The organism is Pelagibius sp. CAU 1746 (assembly GCF_039839785.1).
Classification (GTDB): Bacteria; Pseudomonadota; Alphaproteobacteria; order Kiloniellales; family Kiloniellaceae; genus Pelagibius.
In genome coordinates, this window is sequence record NZ_JBDOQT010000001.1 from 780,701 (window position 1) to 800,373 (window position 19,673).

At 70.5% G+C, this 19,673-nt stretch carries 20 protein-coding genes; 6 read left to right on the plus strand and 14 right to left on the minus strand.

Going from position 1 to position 19,673, the window contains the following annotated elements; genetic code table 11:
• Positions 1-18: 18 nt before the first annotated feature.
• The 3 genes from AAFN88_RS03625 to rpe form a co-directional block, all read right to left on the minus strand.
• Entirely contained in the window at positions 19-1,071 is a 1,053-nt protein-coding gene (locus AAFN88_RS03625; protein ID WP_347518249.1) for a glycosyltransferase family 4 protein, read from the minus strand.
• A gap of 1 nt (position 1,072) precedes the next feature.
• Entirely contained in the window at positions 1,073-2,872 is a 1,800-nt protein-coding gene (locus tag AAFN88_RS03630; protein WP_347518250.1) for a heparinase II/III family protein, read from the minus strand.
• 140 nt (positions 2,873-3,012) lie between these two features.
• Positions 3,013-3,678, minus strand: coding sequence for a ribulose-phosphate 3-epimerase (gene rpe / locus AAFN88_RS03635; RefSeq protein WP_347518252.1), 666 nt, complete (start codon positions 3,676-3,678; stop codon positions 3,013-3,015).
• A gap of 229 nt (positions 3,679-3,907) precedes the next feature.
• Here rpe and AAFN88_RS03640 point away from each other — a divergent pair, with 229 nt between their 5' ends.
• The gene (locus AAFN88_RS03640; RefSeq protein ID WP_347518254.1) at positions 3,908-4,681 is read left to right on the plus strand and encodes a hypothetical protein; all 774 of its coding nucleotides are present in this window, start codon (positions 3,908-3,910) and stop codon (positions 4,679-4,681) included.
• Between the two features lie 94 nt (positions 4,682-4,775).
• Positions 4,776-5,501, plus strand: a complete 726-nt coding sequence (locus AAFN88_RS03645; RefSeq protein ID WP_347518256.1) for a hypothetical protein — start codon at positions 4,776-4,778, stop codon at positions 5,499-5,501.
• A 10-nt stretch (positions 5,502-5,511) separates the two neighbouring features.
• Here the strand turns inward: AAFN88_RS03645 and rsmB are convergent, their stop codons facing one another.
• Both rsmB and htpX read right to left on the minus strand, forming a co-directional pair.
• Positions 5,512-6,843 carry a 16S rRNA (cytosine(967)-C(5))-methyltransferase RsmB gene (gene rsmB / locus AAFN88_RS03650; RefSeq protein WP_347518257.1) on the minus strand — a complete coding sequence of 444 codons (1,332 nt, stop codon included), beginning with the start codon at positions 6,841-6,843 and terminating at the stop codon, positions 5,512-5,514.
• Positions 6,844-6,894: 51 nt separating this feature from the next.
• A complete protein-coding gene (gene htpX, locus AAFN88_RS03655; RefSeq protein ID WP_347518259.1) occupies positions 6,895-7,770 on the minus strand; it encodes a zinc metalloprotease HtpX in 876 nt (291 codons plus the stop codon).
• Positions 7,771-7,916: 146 nt separating this feature from the next.
• Between htpX and AAFN88_RS03660 the strand changes: the two genes are divergently transcribed.
• The gene (locus AAFN88_RS03660) at positions 7,917-8,150 is read left to right on the plus strand and encodes a succinate dehydrogenase assembly factor 4 (RefSeq protein WP_347518261.1); all 234 of its coding nucleotides are present in this window, start codon (positions 7,917-7,919) and stop codon (positions 8,148-8,150) included.
• A gap of 30 nt (positions 8,151-8,180) precedes the next feature.
• Here the strand turns inward: AAFN88_RS03660 and AAFN88_RS03665 are convergent, their stop codons facing one another.
• Together AAFN88_RS03665 and AAFN88_RS03670 are read right to left on the minus strand one after the other, a co-directional pair.
• The gene (locus AAFN88_RS03665; protein WP_347518262.1) at positions 8,181-9,119 is read right to left on the minus strand and encodes a DMT family transporter; all 939 of its coding nucleotides are present in this window, start codon (positions 9,117-9,119) and stop codon (positions 8,181-8,183) included.
• A 122-nt stretch (positions 9,120-9,241) separates the two neighbouring features.
• Positions 9,242-9,907 carry a pyridoxamine 5'-phosphate oxidase family protein gene (locus AAFN88_RS03670; protein WP_347518264.1) on the minus strand — a complete coding sequence of 222 codons (666 nt, stop codon included), beginning with the start codon at positions 9,905-9,907 and terminating at the stop codon, positions 9,242-9,244.
• 113 nt (positions 9,908-10,020) lie between these two features.
• Here AAFN88_RS03670 and AAFN88_RS03675 point away from each other — a divergent pair, with 113 nt between their 5' ends.
• Positions 10,021-11,607, plus strand: coding sequence for a PLP-dependent aminotransferase family protein (locus AAFN88_RS03675; RefSeq protein WP_347518266.1), 1,587 nt, complete (start codon positions 10,021-10,023; stop codon positions 11,605-11,607).
• 1 nt (position 11,608) lies between these two features.
• On the opposite strand, the gene AAFN88_RS03680 is transcribed toward AAFN88_RS03675, so the two are convergent.
• The 7 genes from AAFN88_RS03680 to tsaD form a co-directional block, all read right to left on the minus strand.
• Positions 11,609-12,310 carry a hypothetical protein gene (locus AAFN88_RS03680; RefSeq protein WP_347518267.1) on the minus strand — a complete coding sequence of 234 codons (702 nt, stop codon included), beginning with the start codon at positions 12,308-12,310 and terminating at the stop codon, positions 11,609-11,611.
• Positions 12,311-12,444: 134 nt separating this feature from the next.
• Positions 12,445-14,388: an acetate--CoA ligase gene (gene acs / locus AAFN88_RS03685; RefSeq protein ID WP_347518268.1), complete on the minus strand. Its 1,944-nt coding sequence runs from the start codon at positions 14,386-14,388 to the stop codon at positions 12,445-12,447.
• A gap of 130 nt (positions 14,389-14,518) precedes the next feature.
• Complete coding sequence (locus AAFN88_RS03690; RefSeq protein ID WP_347518269.1) at positions 14,519-14,908, minus strand: Rieske (2Fe-2S) protein; 390 nt, start codon at positions 14,906-14,908, stop codon at positions 14,519-14,521.
• Between the two features lie 27 nt (positions 14,909-14,935).
• The gene (locus AAFN88_RS03695) at positions 14,936-15,352 is read right to left on the minus strand and encodes an EVE domain-containing protein (protein WP_347518270.1); all 417 of its coding nucleotides are present in this window, start codon (positions 15,350-15,352) and stop codon (positions 14,936-14,938) included.
• Entirely contained in the window at positions 15,352-15,630 is a 279-nt protein-coding gene (locus tag AAFN88_RS03700; RefSeq protein ID WP_347518272.1) for a YciI family protein, read from the minus strand. Before AAFN88_RS03700 ends, AAFN88_RS03695 begins: the two co-directional genes overlap by 1 nt.
• A 67-nt stretch (positions 15,631-15,697) precedes the next feature.
• Entirely contained in the window at positions 15,698-16,750 is a 1,053-nt protein-coding gene (locus AAFN88_RS03705; RefSeq protein ID WP_347518274.1) for an NAD(P)H-dependent glycerol-3-phosphate dehydrogenase, read from the minus strand.
• A complete protein-coding gene (gene tsaD, locus AAFN88_RS03710) occupies positions 16,743-17,831 on the minus strand; it encodes a tRNA (adenosine(37)-N6)-threonylcarbamoyltransferase complex transferase subunit TsaD (RefSeq protein WP_347518276.1) in 1,089 nt (362 codons plus the stop codon). Before tsaD ends, AAFN88_RS03705 begins: the two co-directional genes overlap by 8 nt.
• A 93-nt stretch (positions 17,832-17,924) precedes the next feature.
• Between tsaD and hemC the strand changes: the two genes are divergently transcribed.
• Positions 17,925-18,875 carry a hydroxymethylbilane synthase gene (hemC, locus tag AAFN88_RS03715; RefSeq protein ID WP_347518277.1) on the plus strand — a complete coding sequence of 317 codons (951 nt, stop codon included), beginning with the start codon at positions 17,925-17,927 and terminating at the stop codon, positions 18,873-18,875.
• Between the two features lie 14 nt (positions 18,876-18,889).
• Complete coding sequence (locus AAFN88_RS03720) at positions 18,890-19,627, plus strand: uroporphyrinogen-III synthase (RefSeq protein WP_347518279.1); 738 nt, start codon at positions 18,890-18,892, stop codon at positions 19,625-19,627.
• Positions 19,628-19,673 lie beyond the last annotated feature (46 nt).

The following is a 19,673-nucleotide window of genomic DNA, read 5'->3' on the forward strand; positions in this document are numbered from 1 at the left end:
CATCGGCCCGGCCGATCCTCATGTGCGCGGCGCCGGCGGCCTCTGCCGGGCAAGCATAACCAGAAGGAAGATAACCGCAAGCAAGGCAAGCCCCAAGGCGATCCAGGGGGCGGCGGGGTTTTCGCTGCCGGCGGCATAGAGCGCCAGGGCGATCAGGACGCCGTTGCAGAGAGCGATGCGCCCGGCGACGGCGGCGTGGCTGAAGCCCCGTTGCACCGCGCGCTGGTAGAAATGTTCCCGGTGCGCCTGCCAGACCCTCTCGCGCCGCAGCGCCCGCCTGCCCAGGGTCCAGGTGGCGTCGGCCAGGTAGTAGAGCGGCAGGATCAGGGCCACGGGCCACTGCCCGGCCGCGGCGGAGAGAATCAGCAGCCAGCCGAGCAGATAGCCCAGCGGCACCGAGCCGACGTCGCCCAGGAAGATCCGCGAGGGCGCCCAGTTCCAGTAGAGAAACCCCAGAGCGGCCGCGGCCAGTGCAGCGCCCCGGAAAGCCTCGGGGGGCGGCTGCATCAGCAGCAGGGCGGCCGCGCAGAGGCCGCCGCCGATGCTGGCGGTTTCCACCGCGGTGATGCCGTCGATGCCGTCCATGAAGTTGAAGAGGTTCACGAACCACAGCCAGGCCAAGGCGGTCAGTATCCGGTCGGCGGGCAGCGGCAGCAGCCCCTGAAACACCAGTTGGTCGGGCGCCAGCGCCCAGAGGCCGAAGACCACGGCGGCGATCTGGATACCCAGGCGCAGGCTGGCGGGCCGTGACTTCAGATCATCGGCCCAGGAAATGGCGGCCAGCACCACGGCCCCCGCAATGGCATGCCAAAACGCGGTTCCGGCGGTCTGCGTGGCCAGGCCCGCGACGATCCAGGCGGCGAGGGCGACGGGCACCACCGCCAAGCCGCCGCCGCGCGGCTTCGGACGGTCGTGGCTGCTGCGGTGGTTGGGCCGGTCGACGACGCGCCAGCGCAGCAGCAGGCGCAGCACCGCGCCGCTTGCCGCCCAGCTCGCCAGCGCCGTCAACAGGGCCGCCAGGATCAGCCATTGAAGGCCGGCGACGACGTGCGGCGATTGCGCGGCGAGCATCTCAGCGGGCGCTTTCCAGGCGCTGCAGGGCCCATTTCACCGTGGCCTCGCCGTCGCCGAGGCTGCCGCTGAGCACGATCTGCTGGCTGCGGCGCACCTGGCCCGGCTGGCCCAGGTAGACGCTGGGCTCCAGCGCCACCGCGGCGCCGGCGCTGCGCAGGCGCCAGCCGCCGCCCTTGGGCAGGCGCAGCACCACCGAACGGCCGTCCTGGGCCGCCATGGCCTGAACCTCCGGATGCAGGTGGAAGCGGATGGCGAAATCGCGCGGCGCTCTCTCCTTCGGCGTCCCCTCCGCCTCGCGGCTCAGCCGGTCTTCGCCGCGCAGGTCGTCGCCGTTGGCGGAGAGGTAGAGCCGGCGGTGGTGGGTGACGCCGAAGATCGGCTGATAGCCGTCGTGGCTGGCTTCCAGCCAGACGCTGCCCTCGTCCTCGTGGCGCCGGCAGGTGACGTTGGCGCGGCGCGCGCCGAGGCCGCCACCGGTGAAGACCTCGGAAGAGTTGGTGTCCGCCACGGTGAGGGTGGAATGCGCGGCGGTGCTGCGCTGGGCCGCGGCCCAATCCCCCGCACCCGCGGTTCCGGCGCTTCCCGTCTGGGCGCCGCAGTTGACGATCAGGCGCTCGCGTCCGACCGACATCTCCAGGCTCAAGGTGCCGGCATGGGCCTGGGCGTCGTAGCCCGGCGGCGGCGGGCGGCCGCTGTCGACCAGCACCAGGCTGCGCCCGGCCTGCAGGCGCTGGAAGCCGCTGGCGGGTGCGCTGAGCAGCGGACCCTTGCCGCTGGCCGCGCGCTGCAGCACCAGGCCGATCTGCAGGTCCTCGCCCTCGTTGGCGCCGTTGAACAGCGCCAGGCCGCCGTCGCCGTGCTGCAGCAGGCGCAGCATGGCGGCCATCCCCTCGATGCGCAGGCCCAGGTCGGCGGGCACTTCCCTGCCCGCGGCCAGCAGGGCGGCGCGCAGGTCGATGCAGTCGCGCAGGACCGACAGCAGCAGCGCCGGGCTGCGCTCGCGCTGGCCGCCGTCGGGCAGGATCTGCGCTTCCAGGGCCGCGGCCAGCAGGGCCAGGCCGCGGTTGAGCCAGGGCGTCCCGTCGGGCAGGCAGAGCCCGGCCATGCAGAGGCCCTTGGCGGCGCTGACCAGGCCGGCGCCGCTCAGGCCCGCCGGCAGCACGGCGGCCAAGTGGCGCGCCTGGCGCGCGGCCGAGGCCAGCAGGCGCTGGCGGAACTCCATCTCGGCGCTGGCGGCGAAGAACTCGTACTGGCTGAGCCAGTGGGCGAGGCGGCTGCCGGTCACCACCGGATGCCAGGCGACCGGCGTCCAGGCGCGGTTGGCCTCCATCCAGTCGCCGACCAGGGCGCGGGCCTTGCGCCGGGCGTTGTCGCCGCCGGCGGCGCGCAGGTCGCGCAACCAGGAAAAGCCGTGCAACGCCTCCAGCCAGGCCCGTTCGACCCCCACCGGGTTCCACGGCGGCGCCGGCTTGATCAGGCTGCGGCCCAGGAAGTGAAAGCTGTCGTCCAGGATGGCGCCGCCGCGCTGGGCGTTGCCGGGCCAGGGGTCCGGCGGTGCCAGGACCGCGGCGGCCGGCGGATTGCCGCGCCAGGGCCCGGGCATCTGCGGCAGCGCGAAGAGCGGGCGTTTCATGAGATAGGCGAGGCGCCCCAGGGCCAGGCTGCGGGGCAGGGCGGTCCAGGCTTCGATGCGCTCGAGGCCGCGGCCCAGCGCGCCGCCGCGCCGGCCGCCGCGGTGCTTCTGCGCCTTTCCGGTTCCCGTTTTGCCGCTCGCCATGAGACCTTCGCCCGGACTCACGCCAGCCTCCTCACGCCAGTCTCCTCACGCCAGTCTCCTCACTGCAGTCTCCTCACTGCGGTCTCCTCACGCCGGTCCCCTGATGCCCGTTCTCTCAATGTCAGGCGCCGCGTGGTCTGCGGCGGCTCCGCCACGCGGTGTCAGCCTTCGCCGCGCAGCCGCCGGATGTTGCCGGCGTAGGCCTGCGGCCCCCCCTTGAAGGTGGCGCTGCCGGCCACCAATACGTCGGCGCCTGCGGCGATGGCCTGGGGCGCGGTCTCGGCGTTGATGCCGCCGTCGACCTCCAGGTCGATGTCCCGGCCGCTGTCGTCGATCTTGCGGCGCAGGGCCTCGATCTTGGCCAGGCTGCCCGGGATGAAGCTCTGGCCGCCGAAACCGGGGTTGACGCTCATGCAGAGGATCAGGTCGACGTCGCCGATGACGGGATCGACCGCGTCAGCCGGCGTGCCGGGATTGAGGGAGACGCCGGCCTTCTTGCCCAGGCTCTTGATCAACTGCAGGGTGCGGTGCAGGTGGGCCCCGGCTTCCGGGTGGACGGTGATGATGTCGGCGCCGGCCTCGGCGAAGGCCTCGATATAGGGGTCGATGGGCGAGATCATCAGGTGCACGTCGAAGATCTTGTCGGTGTAGGGCCTCAGCGCCGCGACCATGTCGGGGCCCAGGGTGATGTTCGGCACGAAGTGCCCGTCCATGACGTCGACATGGATGTAGTCGGCGCCGGCCTCGGCGACGGCGCGGACTTCCTCGCCCATGCGGGCGAAATCGGCGGCCAGGATGGAGGGGGCGATCCGCACGGCTTGCTGCATAGGGCGCGAGTCCCGCTTCGTTCGTAAGGTGATGGCGCTTGCGCTTTCTAGGTATCAGCAAGGCCCCGCCCCCGCAAGCCGAAGGCCCTGCGGCCCCTCTTTAGACATCCGGAGGCGGCGAAGCGCACACAAAGGGGGTAGCCGGCGCCCCGCCCGGCCCTTGGGTGCCCGCGGCGCGGCAAAATCTGCTATCATCGCGGCACGGCACCCTTGGGGGAGGGTCGACTGCATGGGGGAAATCCGAGACAGCCTGCGCGCGCACGCCTTGCGGCGGAGCGCCGTCGCGGTCGTGGCGGCGCTGCTGCTGGCATTCGCGGCGTCCGGCGCGGCAGGCGAAGAGGGCGGCAATGACGGCAACGAAGGCAGGGACACCCAGTCGCGCCACGAGATGCCGGAGCGGCACTACATTGCGCTCACCCGGGGCGGCGGCCTCCGGGAAGACATCCGTAACATCGTCGTCATCCAGACCCGCTTCATCGCCATCAAGCAAACCCGCTTCGGTATCGATTTCGAGAACCTGGACCGCGTCGACGTCAGCGAGGTGCCGCTGCTGGGCAGCCTCTTCGGCCGTCCCTTGCGGGCCGATGATCTGAACGACGGCAACCGCGTCGGCACGGTCTACAGCACCGGCAACGGAAGCCTCGTTGCCTTCATCGGCGACGAGGTCGCTGTCGACGACAGCGGGCTCGGCGTCGTCAACGGCAAGTACCGCGCCACGCCGACCGGATCATGGGACTCCGCCGCGGCCTCGACGCTCGATCTCGGCGATCTCGGCGAGCTTCCCTCGGTTCGGCAGGCCGCCAACGGTCAGGCTCCGGAGGCCACGACGACCGTGCTGCGCGGCCTCACCGCCACGTCGCTGCCGGAGGTGCAGGAGAACAGCCCGGTGCTGGCCGACGTGCCGCTGCTGCGGCAGTTCTTCCGCGGCAGCGTGCACGACTACGACGACGAGCTGATCCTGTTCATCCGGCCTTCGATCATCGCCGGCGACGGGGCGGAGTGATGCCTGCCTAGACCTGTCGCCCGCGAGACCGATCCACCCGAACCATCGAGCCATCGAGCCATCGATCCAGCTTCCAGGGAGAGGAGCCAAATCCATGTTCAAGCGAGTCTTTATCGTGGCCGTTATGACGGCCGCGCTGGTCCTGCAAACACCCGCCGGCGCCTGGGCGCGCGACAACGGCGGCGGCGCCGGCGAAGGCGGCCGCGCGCCCTCGGTGTCCGCCATGACCGTCCTGCCGATTCTGCTGAACAGCAATGCGCAGATGCGGGCGGTCTACATCGTTCTGATGATGCGGAAGCTCACCTACATAGTGCAGATGAATCAAGGTATCAGCCGCACCAGCCAGAGCCGCGACGGCATCGGTGGGCTGTTCGGCAGCGTCTTCGCGACGACCTATAATGCCAACCACTTCGTGAAATCGCTGGAGGTCGGCTCGGTCTACCGTACCGGCGACGGCAACGTGGCGGTGGCCCTGAAGGGCGAGCGGCGCCTGGAGGACTTCGACATCATCGTCTTCAACGGCGAGTATCAGTACGTCCCCAAGGGCAAGGCCGAGGTTAAGCAGGTCGATCCAGGGAAACTCGCCGCTCTGGGGACGGTTCCCATCATCAACCGCATGCTGCTGGGCGAGGCCTCTGCGCTCGACGTCGCGCTGGCGACCGCGCCGGAGCAGGCGGAGTCGCTGACCGATGTGGGCGTCGACATGCTGGAGCAGATCCCGCAGATCCGTAAGCTGATGATCGGCAAGGTTTATCGCGGCGACAACAACACCCTGCTGATCGTCATCCCGCCGGCCATCGTGACCGAGCGGGAGAGCTAGGGGGAGAGCTTCAAAGGCGGCGCAGGCGGCAGGCGTAGAATCCGTCGAGCCCGCCTCTCTCCGCCCAGTGGCAGGGCAGGGTGCGCAGGTCGCCCTCCGGGGTGATCGCGGCTTCCAGGCCGGGCAGCTCGGCGGGCGTCACCGCCACGCGCTCGACCGGGGCGTCCGATGCCAGCAGGGCGGCGATGCGCTCGGGCCCTTCCTCGGGCTGCAGCGAACAGACCGCGTAGACCAGCAGACCGCCCGGCTTCACCATCTCTACCGCCTGGGCCAGCAGCCTATCCTGGGCGCGGATCAGCCCGGCGACGTCCCGGCCATCCTTCAGCCAGGCGATGTCCGGGTGGCGGCGCAGCGTGCCGGTGGCCGAGCAGGGCGCGTCCAGCAGCACCGCGTCGGCCGGGGCCGGCGGCTGCCAGGCGGCGGCGTCGGCGGCCACCGTGGCGGCGCCCAGTTTCAGGCGTTGTAGATTCTCTTGCAGTCGCTTCAGGCGGCCCTCGGCACGCTCCACCGCGATGACCTCGGCGCCCGCGGCGGCGAGCTGCGCGGTCTTGCCGCCGGGCGCGGCGCAGAGGTCGATGACCGTCTTGCCGGAAATCTCGCCCAGCAGGCGCGCGGGCAGGGCGGCGGCGGCGTCCTGCACCCACCAGGCCCCTTCGGCGTAGCCGGGCAGGCGCGCCACGTCGCCCTGGCCGGCGGTGAGACGCAAGCTGCCGCCGGGCAGCAGCTCGGCGTTCAGTTTCTCCACCCAGGTTTCGGGGTTGTTCTTGCAGGTCAGGTCCAGCGGCGGCTCGCCCAGGTGGGCCTCCGCGATGGCGCGCGCCGTGGCTTCGCCGTAGGCGGCGGCCCAGGGCTGCCACAGCCAGTCCGGGGTGTTGAGGCGTTCGGCGTCCTGCGCGGCGACGATCTCCTTGCCCTCGCGCGACAGGCGGCGCAGCACCGCGTTCAGCAGGCCGCGCTGCCCGGCCAGGCGCGGGCCCTTGGCCAGGTCGAGGGCGGTGCTGACCGCCGCGTGGGGCGGGGTTTCCAGGAACAGCAGCTGCACCGCGCCCAGGCGCAGGATGTGCTGCAGCATCACGTCCTTGGCCTTGATCGGCCGGTCGAGGCAGCCGGCCAGGGCGGCGTCGATTTGGCCCAGGCGGCGCAGCACCGTGGCCAGCAGCAGCCGGGCGAAGGCGCGGTCGCGCGCCTCCAGCTTGGCGATATAGGGATTGGCGGCCAGGGCCTCGTCCAGCGGGCGGCCCTGGTCCAGCACCTCGCGCAGCAGGGCGAGGGCGGTCTTGCGGGCGTTCAGGCCCCGGACGTCGAGGTTCCCGCTGCCGGGACGCTTGGGGTTCTGGGTCATGGCGCTAGGCTGTAAGGCCTCGCCCCCGCAACTGCAAGCGTCTGACAGCAATCAGCCCCAGGGGCGTGATCTGGGCGGGGCGGCCCGGCCCATCTCGGCGGCCAGCTCACGCAGGCGGGCGATGCGGTTGGCGGTGCGCGGGTGGGTGGTGAAGAGGCCGTCCATGTTGTGGGCGTGCAGCGGGTTGATGATGAACATATGCGCCGTCGCCGGGTTGCTCTCGGCGGTGCGGTTGTCGATGCCGCGCGCCGCGCGCTCGATCTTCTCCAGGGCCGAGGCGAGCCACAGCGGCTGGCCGCAGATCTCGGCCCCGGCGCGGTCGGCGGCGTACTCGCGGGTGCGCGAGATCGCCATCTGCACCAGGGCGGCGGCCAGCGGCGCCAGGATCATGATCAGGATGGCCCCGAAGATGCCCAGCGGGTTGTTGCGGTTGTCGCCGAAGAAGAGGCCGAAGTTGGCCAGCATGGAGACCGCGCCGGCGATGGTCGCGGTGATGGTCATGGTCAGCGTATCGCGGTTCTTCACGTGCGCCAGTTCGTGCGCCATGACGCCGGCGACTTCCTCGGCGGTCAGCCGCTTCAGCAGGCCGGTGGTGGCGGCCACCGCCGCGTTCTCCGGGTTGCGCCCGGTGGCGAAGGCATTGGGCTGCGGGTCGTCGATGATGTAGACGCGCGGCATGGGCAGGCCGGCGTTGTCGGCCAACTGCTCGACGATGCCCACCAGGGTCGGGGCGCTCGCGCGGTCGACCTGGCGCGCGCGGTACATGCGCAGCACCATCTTGTCGGCGTTCCAGTAGGCGAAGGCATTCATGGCGACGGCCACCAGCAGGGCGATGATCATCCCGCCGGTGCCGCCCAGCAGGAAGCCGACGGCGAGGAAGAGGCCGGTCATGGCCGCCATCAGGATAGCGGTGCGCAAAGAGTTCATGCCAGACAGCTCATGCCAGGTTGCTCAGGGTCTTGAAATCCGGGGAGTCCCAAGGGGTTGCCGTTCTTCTGCTTCCATCAGGTAGGCGGTGGCGCGGGGCGCTTCAAGACTTGGCGGTGGGCCTCGGCGGTGCCATATAAGGGGCCATGAGCCACAACGCCAAGGGCAAGTTCACCGCCCGCCAGCCCAAGCCGCGCCAGGCGCCCGTGGAACCTCTGCAGGAGGCGCAGAAGGACGCGGCCGAGACTGCGACCAGGACTGCGACCAAGGGCGCGCTGAAAGTAGATGGCAAGAAGCCCAAGGAACTGGGCGGCCCCAGCGGGCCGGAGCCGACGCGTTACGGCGACTGGGAGCGCAAGGGCATCTGCGTCGACTTCTAAGCCGCCTGCAGCCCCGGGGCGCGATTTCCCTCAGCCTTTCTTTTCCAGATTGACCAGCGCCACGCCGGCGGCCGTCACCACCATGCCGGTCAGCGCCAGGGGACCGAAGGTCTCTCCGAACAGCGGCCAGGCGAGCAGGGCGGTGACCGGCGGCACCAGGAAGAACAGGCTGGAGACGCGGGCCGCCTCGCCGCGTTGGATCAGCCAATAGAGCAGCATGACCGCGCCCAAGGACAGCACCAGGGTCAGCCAGGCCAGGGCGAAGGCGAATTCGCCGCTCCAAGTCACCCGCCCGTCTTCGAAGAGCAGCACGCCGAGGCCGCAGGCCAGCGCGGCGGCGGCATACTGGATCACCGAACCGCTGCGCAGCGGCACCGTGCCGCAAAACCGTTTCTGGTAGAGCGTTGCCAAGGTGATGCCGCAGAGCCCCAGCAGACAGAGCATCACGCCGCCCGGGGTGCCGTAGCCGGCCTCCAGCTTGCGCCAGACCACCAGCGTGACGCCGGCGATGGCCAGCAGCAGGCCCAGCCACTGCCGACGCGTCACCTTTTCGCCCAGCAGCGGGCCTGCCAGCGCGGCCACCAGCACCGGCTGGGTGCCGACGATCAAGGCGGAGATCCCGGCTTCCACCCCCAGGGAGATGGCGGAGAAGACGCCGCCCAGGTAGACCGCGTGCAGCAGCACCCCGGCGACGCAGAGATGCAGGGCCTGGCCCGGACTGCGCGGCCAGGGCGCGCGGGTGGCCAGGGCGAGGCAGAGCAGCAGCAGGGCCGCGAGCGCGAAGCGCAGGGTCAGGAAGGTCAGCGGTTCGGCATCCGGCAGGCCCAGCTTGGCGCCGATGAAGCCGGTACTCCACAGCACGACGAAGAGCCCCGAGGCGGCGAGGCCGTGCAACTCGCCACGCGGTCCGCCCGGGCCGGGGCGCTTGCGCGCCGCGGTGGCGGGATCTGTCTGGGCTTTCTCGGTCATACCCGCTGATAACCCTTGGCGCGTGCTGCGGCAATCGCGCTTCCCGCAAGGGTGAGGCGGGAGAATTGCGACTTCATGCTGAGGCGGCGCGTCAGCGCCGTCTCGACGCATGAAGCCGCCGCTCAGCCGATGCTGATCAGTCCCAGGTTCTCCGGCTGCGCGATCCCCGCTTTCAGGTCCGGATTGTCGCGCGGCGCGCCGATGACCGTCGCGGTCGGTACCACGCCGGCCCAGACGCCCAGGTCCAGGTCCTCCGGCTCGTCGTTGGCGCCGCCGTCGCGCACCTTGGCGGCGACCTCCTCCAGCTTCAGGGAGACCACGGTGGTGGCCTTCAGCTCCTGCGCCGTCGGCGGCTTTAGCTCGGGCCAGCGCCCGGGGACGATGCGCTCCATCATGTCCTCCAGCGCCACCAGCTTCTCCAGCGGATCCTCGACCACCTCGGCCTCGCCGAAGGCCATGACCGAGCGGTAGTTCACCGAGGTGTGGAAGCCCGAGCGCGCCAGCACCAGGCCGTCCATCAATGACACGGTGAAGCAGACGCGTGGTCCGGCCTTCAGGTGGCGCAGCATCCTGCTGGCCGAGGAGCCGTGCCAGTAGACGCGGTCCTCCTTGCGCCAATAGGCGGTCGGCGTCACGTAGGGCTGGCCGTCGATGACGTAGCCGACATGGCACAGCAGGCCGGCGTCGAGGATGGCGTGGACCGTCTCGCGGTCATAGCGGGCGCGCTCGCGGGACCGCTTGATACGGGTATGGTCGGTCGGTGGAAAGTCCAGGCTGGGCGTCGTCATGGTCGGGTCCGGAGCGGTCTTTTCGGTGGTACGGCGGGCAAGCTAGGGCCATAGTGGTTCGGTAAAAAGATCCGCTTTCTGATTTTTTGCAGTACCGCTTCAGGATCCCCGCCATGACCGCCCGCCCGGCATACGCTCACGGGAAAGCGGCGCCGCTGCCCGGCCGCCGCCGCACGCCTCTCTTGTCCCTGGCGCTGGACCGGGGCTCGGCCACCGCCCTGCAGCAGCAGCTCTACGGCCAGCTGCGCGAGGTGATCCTCGCCGGCGGCCTGGCGCCGGGCAGCCGCCTGCCCTCCAGCCGCGCCCTGGCGGCGGAGCTCGGCTGCTCGCGCAACACCGTGGTCAGCGCCTTCGACCAGCTCTTGAGCGAGGGCTACCTGGAAGGCCAGGCCGGCTCCGGCACCTTCGTCTGCCGGGTGCTGCCGGAAGACCTTTTGGGCCTGGCCCCGGCGCGGCCGCAAAAAGGCGAGGTCGCGGTCCGGACGGAAGATCCCGAAACCCTGCTCTCGGCGCGCGGGAGCGCCCTCACCGCGCTGCGACGCCGCCGTCACGGGCCGGAGCGCGCCTTCCTGCCGGGCATTCCGGAGACCTTGGAGTTCCCCTTCGGCATCTGGACGCGGCTGCATGGCCGCCTCTGGCGCCATCCCTCGGCCAGCCTGCTGCGCCTCGGCACGCCCGCCGGGCTCCAGGCCCTGCGCGAGGCCATCGCCCGCTACCTCGCCACTTTCCGCGGCATGACCTGCGACTGGCGCCAGGTGATCGTCACCACGGGCGCGCAGCAGGCGCTCGACATGATGATCCAATTGCTGCTGGAGCCGGGCGACAAGGTGTGGATCGAGGAGCCCGGCTACCCCGGCATCCGCGGCCCGCTGATCGCCGCCGCCGCCGACGCGGTGCCGGTCCCCTTGGACGGTGAAGGCCTGATGGTCTCGCAAGGGCGGCGGTGTGCGCCGGGCGCCCGCGCGGCCATCGTCACCCCGACCCATCACTATCCCCTGGGCACCACCATGTCGCTGGCCCGCCGCCTGGAGCTGCTGGAATGGGCGCGCGCGGCCGGCGCCTGGATCCTGGAGGACGACTACGACAGCGAGTACCGCTACGCGGGGCGGCCCCTGGCTTCGCTCTTCAGTCTCGCGGCCAGCCGTCAAGAAGGGGGGCGTGAAGAGGCGGCGCGGGTGATCTACGTCGGCTCCTTCTCCAAGGTGCTCTTCCCCTCCATCCGCATCGGCTATCTGGTGGTGCCGGAGAGCCTGGTCGACGCGGCCAGCGCGGCGCAGAGCGCGCTGGGCACCCAGCCGACGGTGGTGCTGCAGCCGGTGCTCGCCGCCTTCATCGAGGAAGGCCACTTCGCCACCCACGTGCGCCGCATGCGCCGGCTCTACGCCGCGCGGCAAGAGGCGCTGGTGGCGGCGGCGCAGCGCCACCTGGACGGTCTGCTGCAGGTGCCGGCCGACGACGCCGGCCTGCACCTCATGGCCTGGCCGACGCCGGAACTGTCACGGCGCCTCGACGACCAGCGCTGTGCGGCGAAGGCGGCCGAGGCCGGCGTCGCCGTGTCGCCGCTCAGCGACTACTTCATGGGGAAGCCGGCCAGGGGGAGTCGGAGTCAGGGCCTGCTGCTCGGCTACGCCGCGGTGCCGGAAGGCGAGATCGAGCGTGGCGCTAGGCGGTTGGGCGAGGCGCTGCGGGGCGCAAACTGAATCAGATCGTCCCGATGGCGCGCTTGGAGAGTTTGCGGCGGTAGGCTTCGCGGTCGTCGACGGTTTTTACTTGGGCGAGGAAATCCAGCAGCACCTGCTGCGGCGGCAGCTCACCGCAAAGGAACACCTCGACGATGGTGTCGACGGAATCCGGCTCGCGCTTCACGCTGGCGTAGTCGACCAGCAGGAAGCCGACGCGCGCGACGAAGCAGCGGTCGAGAAGAGTGACTTCCTCAGTGACGGCGTAGAAGCCCTGGGTGTGGCTGTCGCCGTTCTGGAAACGGTAGATGGGGCCGAGGGCCCGCGCGTCTTCCCGCCGCGCCGAGAGGCGGTCGCCGGCGAAGGCCTCGAAGAAGCCCTGGTGGCGCAGGCTGCGCGAGGTCTTGGCGCTGAAGTGGCCGAAGATCACGCGGGAGCTGCGCAGGTAGCCTTTGACCTTGTGGAACGCGTAGATGTTCTCGAAGACTTGGCCTTCGCCGACGCGCTCGCTGACGGCGTTGATCTCCAGCGGGCTGTCCAGCGGCAGGGTCAGGTCGGTCTCCGCCAGGTCGATGGCCTGGGACTCCCGCGGGAAGTTGATCGGCCGGCCGCTGCCGTCGTCCGGCGCTTCGCCGGCGCAGGCCGCCAGGGCCAGCGCCGCCGCCAGGACGGCCAGCCTGCCTGTCGCTCCCCGCCGGGACGTTCTCGCGCCGCGCTTTTCCACCAGACTTTCCCCTTCCCAAAGGCGGTAGGGAGGTTAGCAAAGCCCCCCGCGGCTGGAAACGGGAAGCGGGCAAAGAAAAAGCCGGCCCCTGCATGAGGGGCCGGCTTTCGTTCCTGCCGCGATGGCGGAAGCGGTCAGCTTCGGTTCATGCGGTTGTCGATCAGGTCGTCGACCACGCCGGGGTCGGCCAGCGTGGAGGTGTCTCCCAGATTGGAATAGTCGTTCTCGGCGATCTTGCGCAGGATGCGGCGCATGATCTTGCCGGAGCGCGTCTTCGGCAGGCCCGGCGCCCACTGGATCAGGTCCGGCGAGGCGATGGGGCCGATCTCCTTGCGCACCCACTGCACCAGTTCCTTGCGCAGGTCGTCGCTCGGTTCTTCGCCGGCGTTCAGGGTGACGTAGGCGTAGATGCCCTGGCCCTTGATGTCGTGCGGGTAGCCGACCACCGCGGACTCGGCGACCTTCTCGTGGGCGACGAGGGCGCTCTCCACCTCGGCGGTACCCATGCGGTGGCCGGAGACGTTGATGACGTCGTCGACGCGGCCCGTGATCCAGTAGTAGCCGTCGGCGTCGCGCCGGCAGCCGTCGCCGGTGAAGTACTTGCCGGGATAGGTGGCGAAGTAGGTCTGTATGAAACGCTCGTGGTCGCCGTAGACCGTGCGCATCTGGCCGGGCCAGGAGTCGGCGATGCAGAGGTTGCCCTCGGTGGCGCCTTCCAGGTGCTTGCCGTCGGCATCGACGATCACGGGGCGCACGCCGAAGAAGGGGCGCGTGGCCGAGCCGGGCTTCAAGGGCGTGGCTCCGGGCAGCGGCGTGATCAGGATGCCGCCGGTCTCGGTCTGCCACCAGGTGTCGACGATGGGGCAGCGCCCGTCGCCGACCACGTTGTGGTACCACAGCCAGGCTTCCGGATTGATCGGCTCGCCGACCGAGCCCAGCAGGCGCAGCGAGGAACGCTTGGTCTTCTTTACCGGGCCTTCGCCCTCGCGCATCAGCGCGCGGATCGCCGTCGGCGCGGTGTAGAAGATGGTGACCTTGTGCTTGTCGCAGACTTCCCAGAAGCGCGAGGCGTCGGGGTAGTTCGGCACGCCCTCGAACATCAGCGTGGTGGCGCCGTTGGCCAAGGGGCCGTAGACGATGTAGCTGTGCCCCGTGACCCAGCCGACGTCAGCGGTGCACCAGTAGACGTCGCCGTCGTGGTAGTCGAAGACGTACTGGTGCGTCATGGCGGCGTAGACCGTGTAGCCGCCGGTGGTGTGCAGCACGCCCTTCGGTTTGCCGGTCGACCCGGAGGTGTAGAGGATGAAGAGCGGCGTTTCGGCGTCCAGTTCCTCGGCCGGGCAGTCGTCGCTCGCCGCGGCGCAGGCCTCGTGGTACCAGACGTCGCGGCCGTCCTCCCAGCCGATGCTGCCGCCGGTGCGGCGCACGACGAAGACGGTCTCGACGCCGGGGCAGTCCTTCAGCGCCGCATCGCAGTTCGCCTTCAGCGGCACCTTGCGGCCGCCGCGCAGACCCTCGTCGGCGGTGATGACGCAGTTGGATTCGCAGTCCAGGATGCGCCCGGCCAGGGCATCGGGCGAGAAGCCGCCGAAGACCACGGAATGAATGGCGCCGATGCGCGCGCAGGCCAGCATGGCGTAGGCCGCTTCCGGGATCATCGGCATGTAGATGGTGACCCGGTCGCCCTTCTTGACCCCGCGCGCCTTCAGGGCGTTGGCCAGGCGGCAGACGTTCTCGTAGAGCTCGCCGTAGCTGATGTGTTTGTGCTCGGAAGGGCTGTCCCCCTCCCAGATGATGGCGGTGTCGTCCTTCTTGGCGGGCAGGTGCCGGTCGACGCAGTTGTAGCAGGCATTGGTGGTGCCGTCGGCGAACCACTTGATGGAGACCTCGCCGGGACCGTAGTTCACGTCCTTCACCTGGGTGAAGGGCTTGAACCAGTGAATGCGCTTGCCGTGCTCGCCCCAGAAGGCCTCCGGGTCGGCGATCGACTGCTCATAGAGCTTGAAGTAGCCCGCTTCGTCGCACCAGGCGTTTTCGGCCATTTCTGCGGGCACGGGGAATACTGAGTTTTCGGACATGGAACGACCGGCCTCCCTGCTAGGTTCGAAAAGACTGGACGGCCTGCTGCCCTTCTGCCGTCTTCTTGGACTTGCCGCGATTATTTCCGCAACGGCCCTTGAAAACAAGGCCTTGCCAGCCGTCCAGGCCTTAAGAGCGGTCCGGCGCCTTGCCCAGGCCCTGGAAGCGCAGCAGCCCGTCCGGGTCCCGGGTGACCGCGGCCGGCTGCAGCTTGGCCCCCAGGCAGGGGCCGACCAGGCAGGTGCCGTCCTCCAGCCGGAATTCCGCGCCGTGGGTGGCGCAGAGGATGTTGCCGCTGGCCTCGCTGACAAAGCGGCCGCCGGAGCCGTCGAAGCCGCCCCAGTCCAGCGGCGTGCCCTGGTGGGGGCAGGCGTTGACGTAGGCATAGGCGGCCTCGCCCTCGCGCACGACGAAGAGCGACAGGGCTTGCGCCCCGGCGCCGATCTCGAAGCCGCGGCCCTCGCCGTCCTCGATCTCCTCGAGACGGCAGAGCGCGGTGCCGGCCAAGGGGTGGCTCATTGGGGTGGATGGGTCATCGGGGGAAGCTTACTTTTGCGGGGTCTTGCCCATCTTGCAGATCAGCGCCCACTCCGCCTTGCCGACCGGCAGCACGGAAAGGCGCGACTGGCGCACCAGGGCCAGGTCCTGCAGGCGCGGCTCGGCCTTGATCTGCGCCAGGGTCACCGGCTCGACGAAGGGGCGCACCGCCTTCACGTCGACCATGCCGAAGCGTCCGCTCTCGTCGGTCGGGTCCGGGTAGTAGAGCTTCACCACCTCGACGATGCCGACGATGCGTTTCTCGTTCACCGAATGATAGAAGAAGGCGAGGTCGCCCAGTTCCATGGCCTTCATGTTGTTGGAGGCCTGATAGTTGCGCACCCCGTCCCAGCCGGTGGTCTTGGCCTTCACCTGGTCGTCCCAGGACCAGGTGCCGGGTTCCGACTTCATCAACCAGTAGGCCATCAGGGCAGCACCTTCTTGTAGGCGTTGATGGTCACGCTCTCGAAGAGGCCGGCCTTGGCGTAAGGGTCCGACGCGGCAAAGGCCTCGGCCTCGGCGCGGTCGGCGGCTTCGATCACCAGCATGCTGCCCAGCACGGCGTCGCCCGCGTCGCTGGTCATGGGCCCGGCGATGACGATCTGATCCAGCTTGCTCTTCAGGTAGTCGAGGTGCGCCGGGCGGTTGTCGGCGCGGACCTGGCCGTGCCCTGGCTTGTCGAGGCAATAGAGAATGAAATTCATGGCAGGCTCTCCCCGGAACGCCAAGAGGTGTGATGTTGAACCGCGGGGCTCGCGGCGGCGCGCGACACTATGCCGAAAAGCCCTCGGCCTTGAAAGGCCGCGCCAGCAGGGCGGCGATGGTCTCGTCCAACGCGGCGCCGTGGTTGACCACGGCGTCCACCGCCGCGCAGATCGGCAGCTCCACATCGAAGGTCCGGGCCATGGCCAAGGTCGCGGCGGCCGAGAAGCGGCCCTCCACCACACCCCGGCTGGCTGCTATCGCGGCCGCCACGTCGTCGCCGCGGCCCAGCGCCACGCCGAAGCTGTAGTTGCGCGACTGGGTCGCCGTGCAGGTCAGCGTCAGGTCGCCCAGGCCGGCCAGGCCCATCAGCGTCTCCGGTTTGCCGCCGCGCGCCAGCACCAGGCGCGACATCTCGGCCAGGCCACGGGTGATCAGCGCGGCGCGCGCGTTGTCGCCCAGCGCCCGCCCGGCGACGATGCCGCAGGCGATGGCCAGCACGTTCTTCACCGCCCCGGCGATCTCGGCGCCCAGCGGGTCGTCGGAAAGGTAGGGGCGGAAGCTGCGGCTGCCCAGCGTCACCGCCAGGCGCGCGGCGAGGTCCCGGTCCCCGCTGGCCAGGGTCACGGCGGTGGGCAGGCCGCGGGCCACCTCGGCGGCGAAGGTCGGGCCGGAAAGCACCGCCAGGGGCCGTCCGGGCAGAACCTCGGCGGCGACTTCGGTCATCAGCTTGCCGCTCTCCGCCTCGATGCCCTTGGCGCAGAGCACCACCGGCACGTCGGGCTGCAGCACGCCCGCCAGTTCCCCGGCGACCTCGCGCAGCGCCTGGGCCGGCACCACCAGTAGGCAGAGCCCGGCGGCCGCCAGGTCGGCAAGGCTGTCGGTCGCCTCGATCGCCTCGGCCAAGGGAATGCCCGGCAGGTAGGCTGGATTCTCGTGGCGTGCGTTCAAGGTGGCGACCAGTTCGGCATCGCGGCCCCACAGCAGCACGCGGTCGCCGCTGTTCTTCTGCGGGCCGCAGCAGACGTGCGCCAGGGCGCTGCCCCAGGCGCCGGCGCCCACGACGGCGATGGTCAGGGGGGCGATGGTCAGGGGGGCGGCCGTGAGCGGCGCTTCAGCCATGCGCGCTCAGGCTCTCCAGCGGCCAGCGCGGACGCGCCGCGAAGTCGAGGGGGTCGGTGAGTCCCAAGGCCAGGCGCTCGACCCCGGCCCAGGCGATCATCGCCGCGTTGTCGGTGCAGAGCTTCGGCGGCGGCGCCACCAGGCGGCTGCCGGCCGCGGCGGCGACACTCTCCAGGCGCGCGCGCAGGCTGCGGTTGGCGGCGACGCCGCCGGCCACCACCAGTGGTCCGGCGGTGCCGTAGTCCTGCTGGAATGTTTCCAACGCCTTGGTGCAGCGCTCGGCCAGGATGTCGCCGGCCGCGGCCTGGAAGGAGGCGGCGAGATCGGCGCGGGTCTGATCGTTCCCGCCGCCGCCCAGCACGCCGGCCTTTTCGGCGGCGTGGCGCAGGGCGGTCTTGAGGCCCGAGAAGGAGAAGTCGAGCCCAGGGCGCCCCAGCATGGGGCGCGGCAGGTCGAAGGCTTCCGGGTTGCCGTACTCGGCCGCCTGCTCCACCGCCGGGCCGCCGGGATAGCCGAGGCCCAGCAGCTTCGCCGTCTTGTCGAAGGCCTCGCCCAGGGCGTCGTCGATGGTGCCGCCCAGGCGGCGGTAGCGGCCGACCCCCTCCACCGCCAGAAGCTGACAGTGGCCGCCGGAGACCAGCAGCAGCAGGTAGGGGAAGCCGATGCCGTCGCTGAGGCGCACGCTCAGCGCGTGGCCCTCCAGGTGGTTCACCGCCAGGAAGGGCTTCTCCCAGGCCAGGGCGATGGCCTTGGCGGTCATGACCCCGACGAAGACGCCGCCGATGAGGCCGGGCCCCGCCGTGGCGGCGATGCCGTCCAGTTCGGCAAAGGTCAGGCCGGCCTGCTCCATGGCCTCTTCGACCAGGCGGTCGATGTGGTCCATGTGGCTGCGCGCGGCGATCTCCGGCACCACGCCGCCGTAGGGGCGGTGCTCGTCGAGCTGCGACAGCACCAGGTTGGACCTGATTTCGCCGGGGGCCGCGCCGGCGCCGCTGACCACCGCGGCGGCGGTTTCGTCGCAGGAGGTCTCGATGCCCAGGACCACGAGGTTTTCAGGCAAATCTTCGGACGGCTTCGTCATGGCGTGCGGACATTACTGCCTCGATGGCGAAATGGCTATGGCCGCGAGCAGGGCGGTTTTCTTCCCCGCGCGCATGCTCTAAAGCATAGCGCCATGAGCAAGGAACCTCTTCTGCGCCTCGGCACCCGAGGCTCGCCGCTGGCCCTGGCCCAGGCCCATGAAGTGCGCCGCCGCCTGGGCGAGGCCCATCCCGAGCTGGCCGGCGAGAGCGCCGTCGCCGTCGTCGCCATCAAGACCACCGGCGACAAGATCCAGGACCGCGCCCTTTCGGAGATCGGCGGCAAGGGCCTCTTCACCAAGGAGATCGAAGAGGGGCTGCTGGCGGGAGAGATCGACGCCGCCGTGCATTCCATGAAGGATGTGCCGACCTGGCTGCCCGACGGCCTGACGGTCGAGCATATGCTGCCGCGCGAGGATGTGCGCGACGCCTTCTTCTCGCCGCACGGGCCGCGCCTTTCCGACCTGCCGCTGGGTGCGGTGGTGGGCAGCGCCTCGCTGCGCCGGCAGGCGCAGATTCTCGCCGCGCGTCCCGACCTGAAGGTCGTGAACTTCCGCGGCAACGTGGCGACGCGCCTGCGCAAGCTGGCGGCGGGCGAGGTCGATGCGACGCTGCTCGCGGTGGCCGGACTGAAACGCCTGGGCGAGGCCGACAAGATCACCGGCGCGCTGGAGCCGGAAGAAATGCTGCCGGCGGTCGGTCAAGGCGCCATCGGCCTGGAAATCCGTGCCGACGACGCGCGCGCGCGGGCCTGGCTCGACGCCATCTCCTGTGCCGAGACCACCGCGCGGGTGACGGCGGAGCGCGCCTTCCTGGCGGAACTGGACGGCTCCTGCAAGACGCCGATCGCCGGCCTGGCGGAGCTGGGCGACGGCGGCAAGACCCTGCGCCTGCGCGGCCTCGTCGCTCTGCCGGACGGCACCAAGGTGCATGCCGCGGAGATCTCCGGCCCCGTGGAAAGGGCGGCCGCCCTCGGCAAGGATCTGGGCGAACGGCTGAAGGCCGCCGGGGGACCAGAGTTCTTCGCCGTCATCACGGGGCATTGAGGGAAGCCGCGGGGATGCGCATCCTTGTCACCCGGCCGCGTGAGGATGCCGCCGCCCTGGTGGCGGCGCTGGAGGCGCGCGGCCACGCGGTCCTGCAGGAGCCGCTGTTGACCATCGCCCCGCGCGGCGAGGTTGATTGGCCGCCGGGCCACGCCGCCGCGCAGGCGCTGCTCATCACCAGCGCCAACGGCGCGCGCGCCTTCGCCGCGCAGGACGCGCGCCGCGACCTGCCGGTCTTCGCCGTGGGCGATGCCAGTGCCGCCGAATGCCGCGACCTGGGCTTCACGCAGGTCACCTCGGCGGCCGGCGACGTCGACGATCTGGCGGCCCTGGTGGTGGCCCGCCTCGATCCGGCGGCGGGACCGCTGCTGCACTCCGCCGCCAGCAAGCCGGCCGGCGACCTGCAAGGCACTCTGGCGGCGGCCGGCTTCACGGTGCTGCGCGCGGTGCTCTACGACGCCCGCCCGGTGCCGGCCCTCAGCGCGGCCTGTACCTCTGCGCTCAACGAAGGGTTGATCGATGCAGCCACATTTTTCTCGCCGCGGACGGCCGCCGCCTTTGTTAGCTTGGTCGCGGCCGCGAAACTGTCGCACGCCTGCCGCGCGGTGACCGCGATCTGCCTCAGCGAGGCCGTCGCGGCGCAGATTTCGGGGCTTGCCTGGGCACGCAGGGTGGTCGCGGCGCGGCCCGAACAGGAGTCTCTCCTGGCCGCCCTCGACGCCCTGGCGGGTGAACGCGGGCCGCGGATATAATTTTGCGCTGCAACGTACGCGCCGGAGGCGTACAAAGGGGCGTACG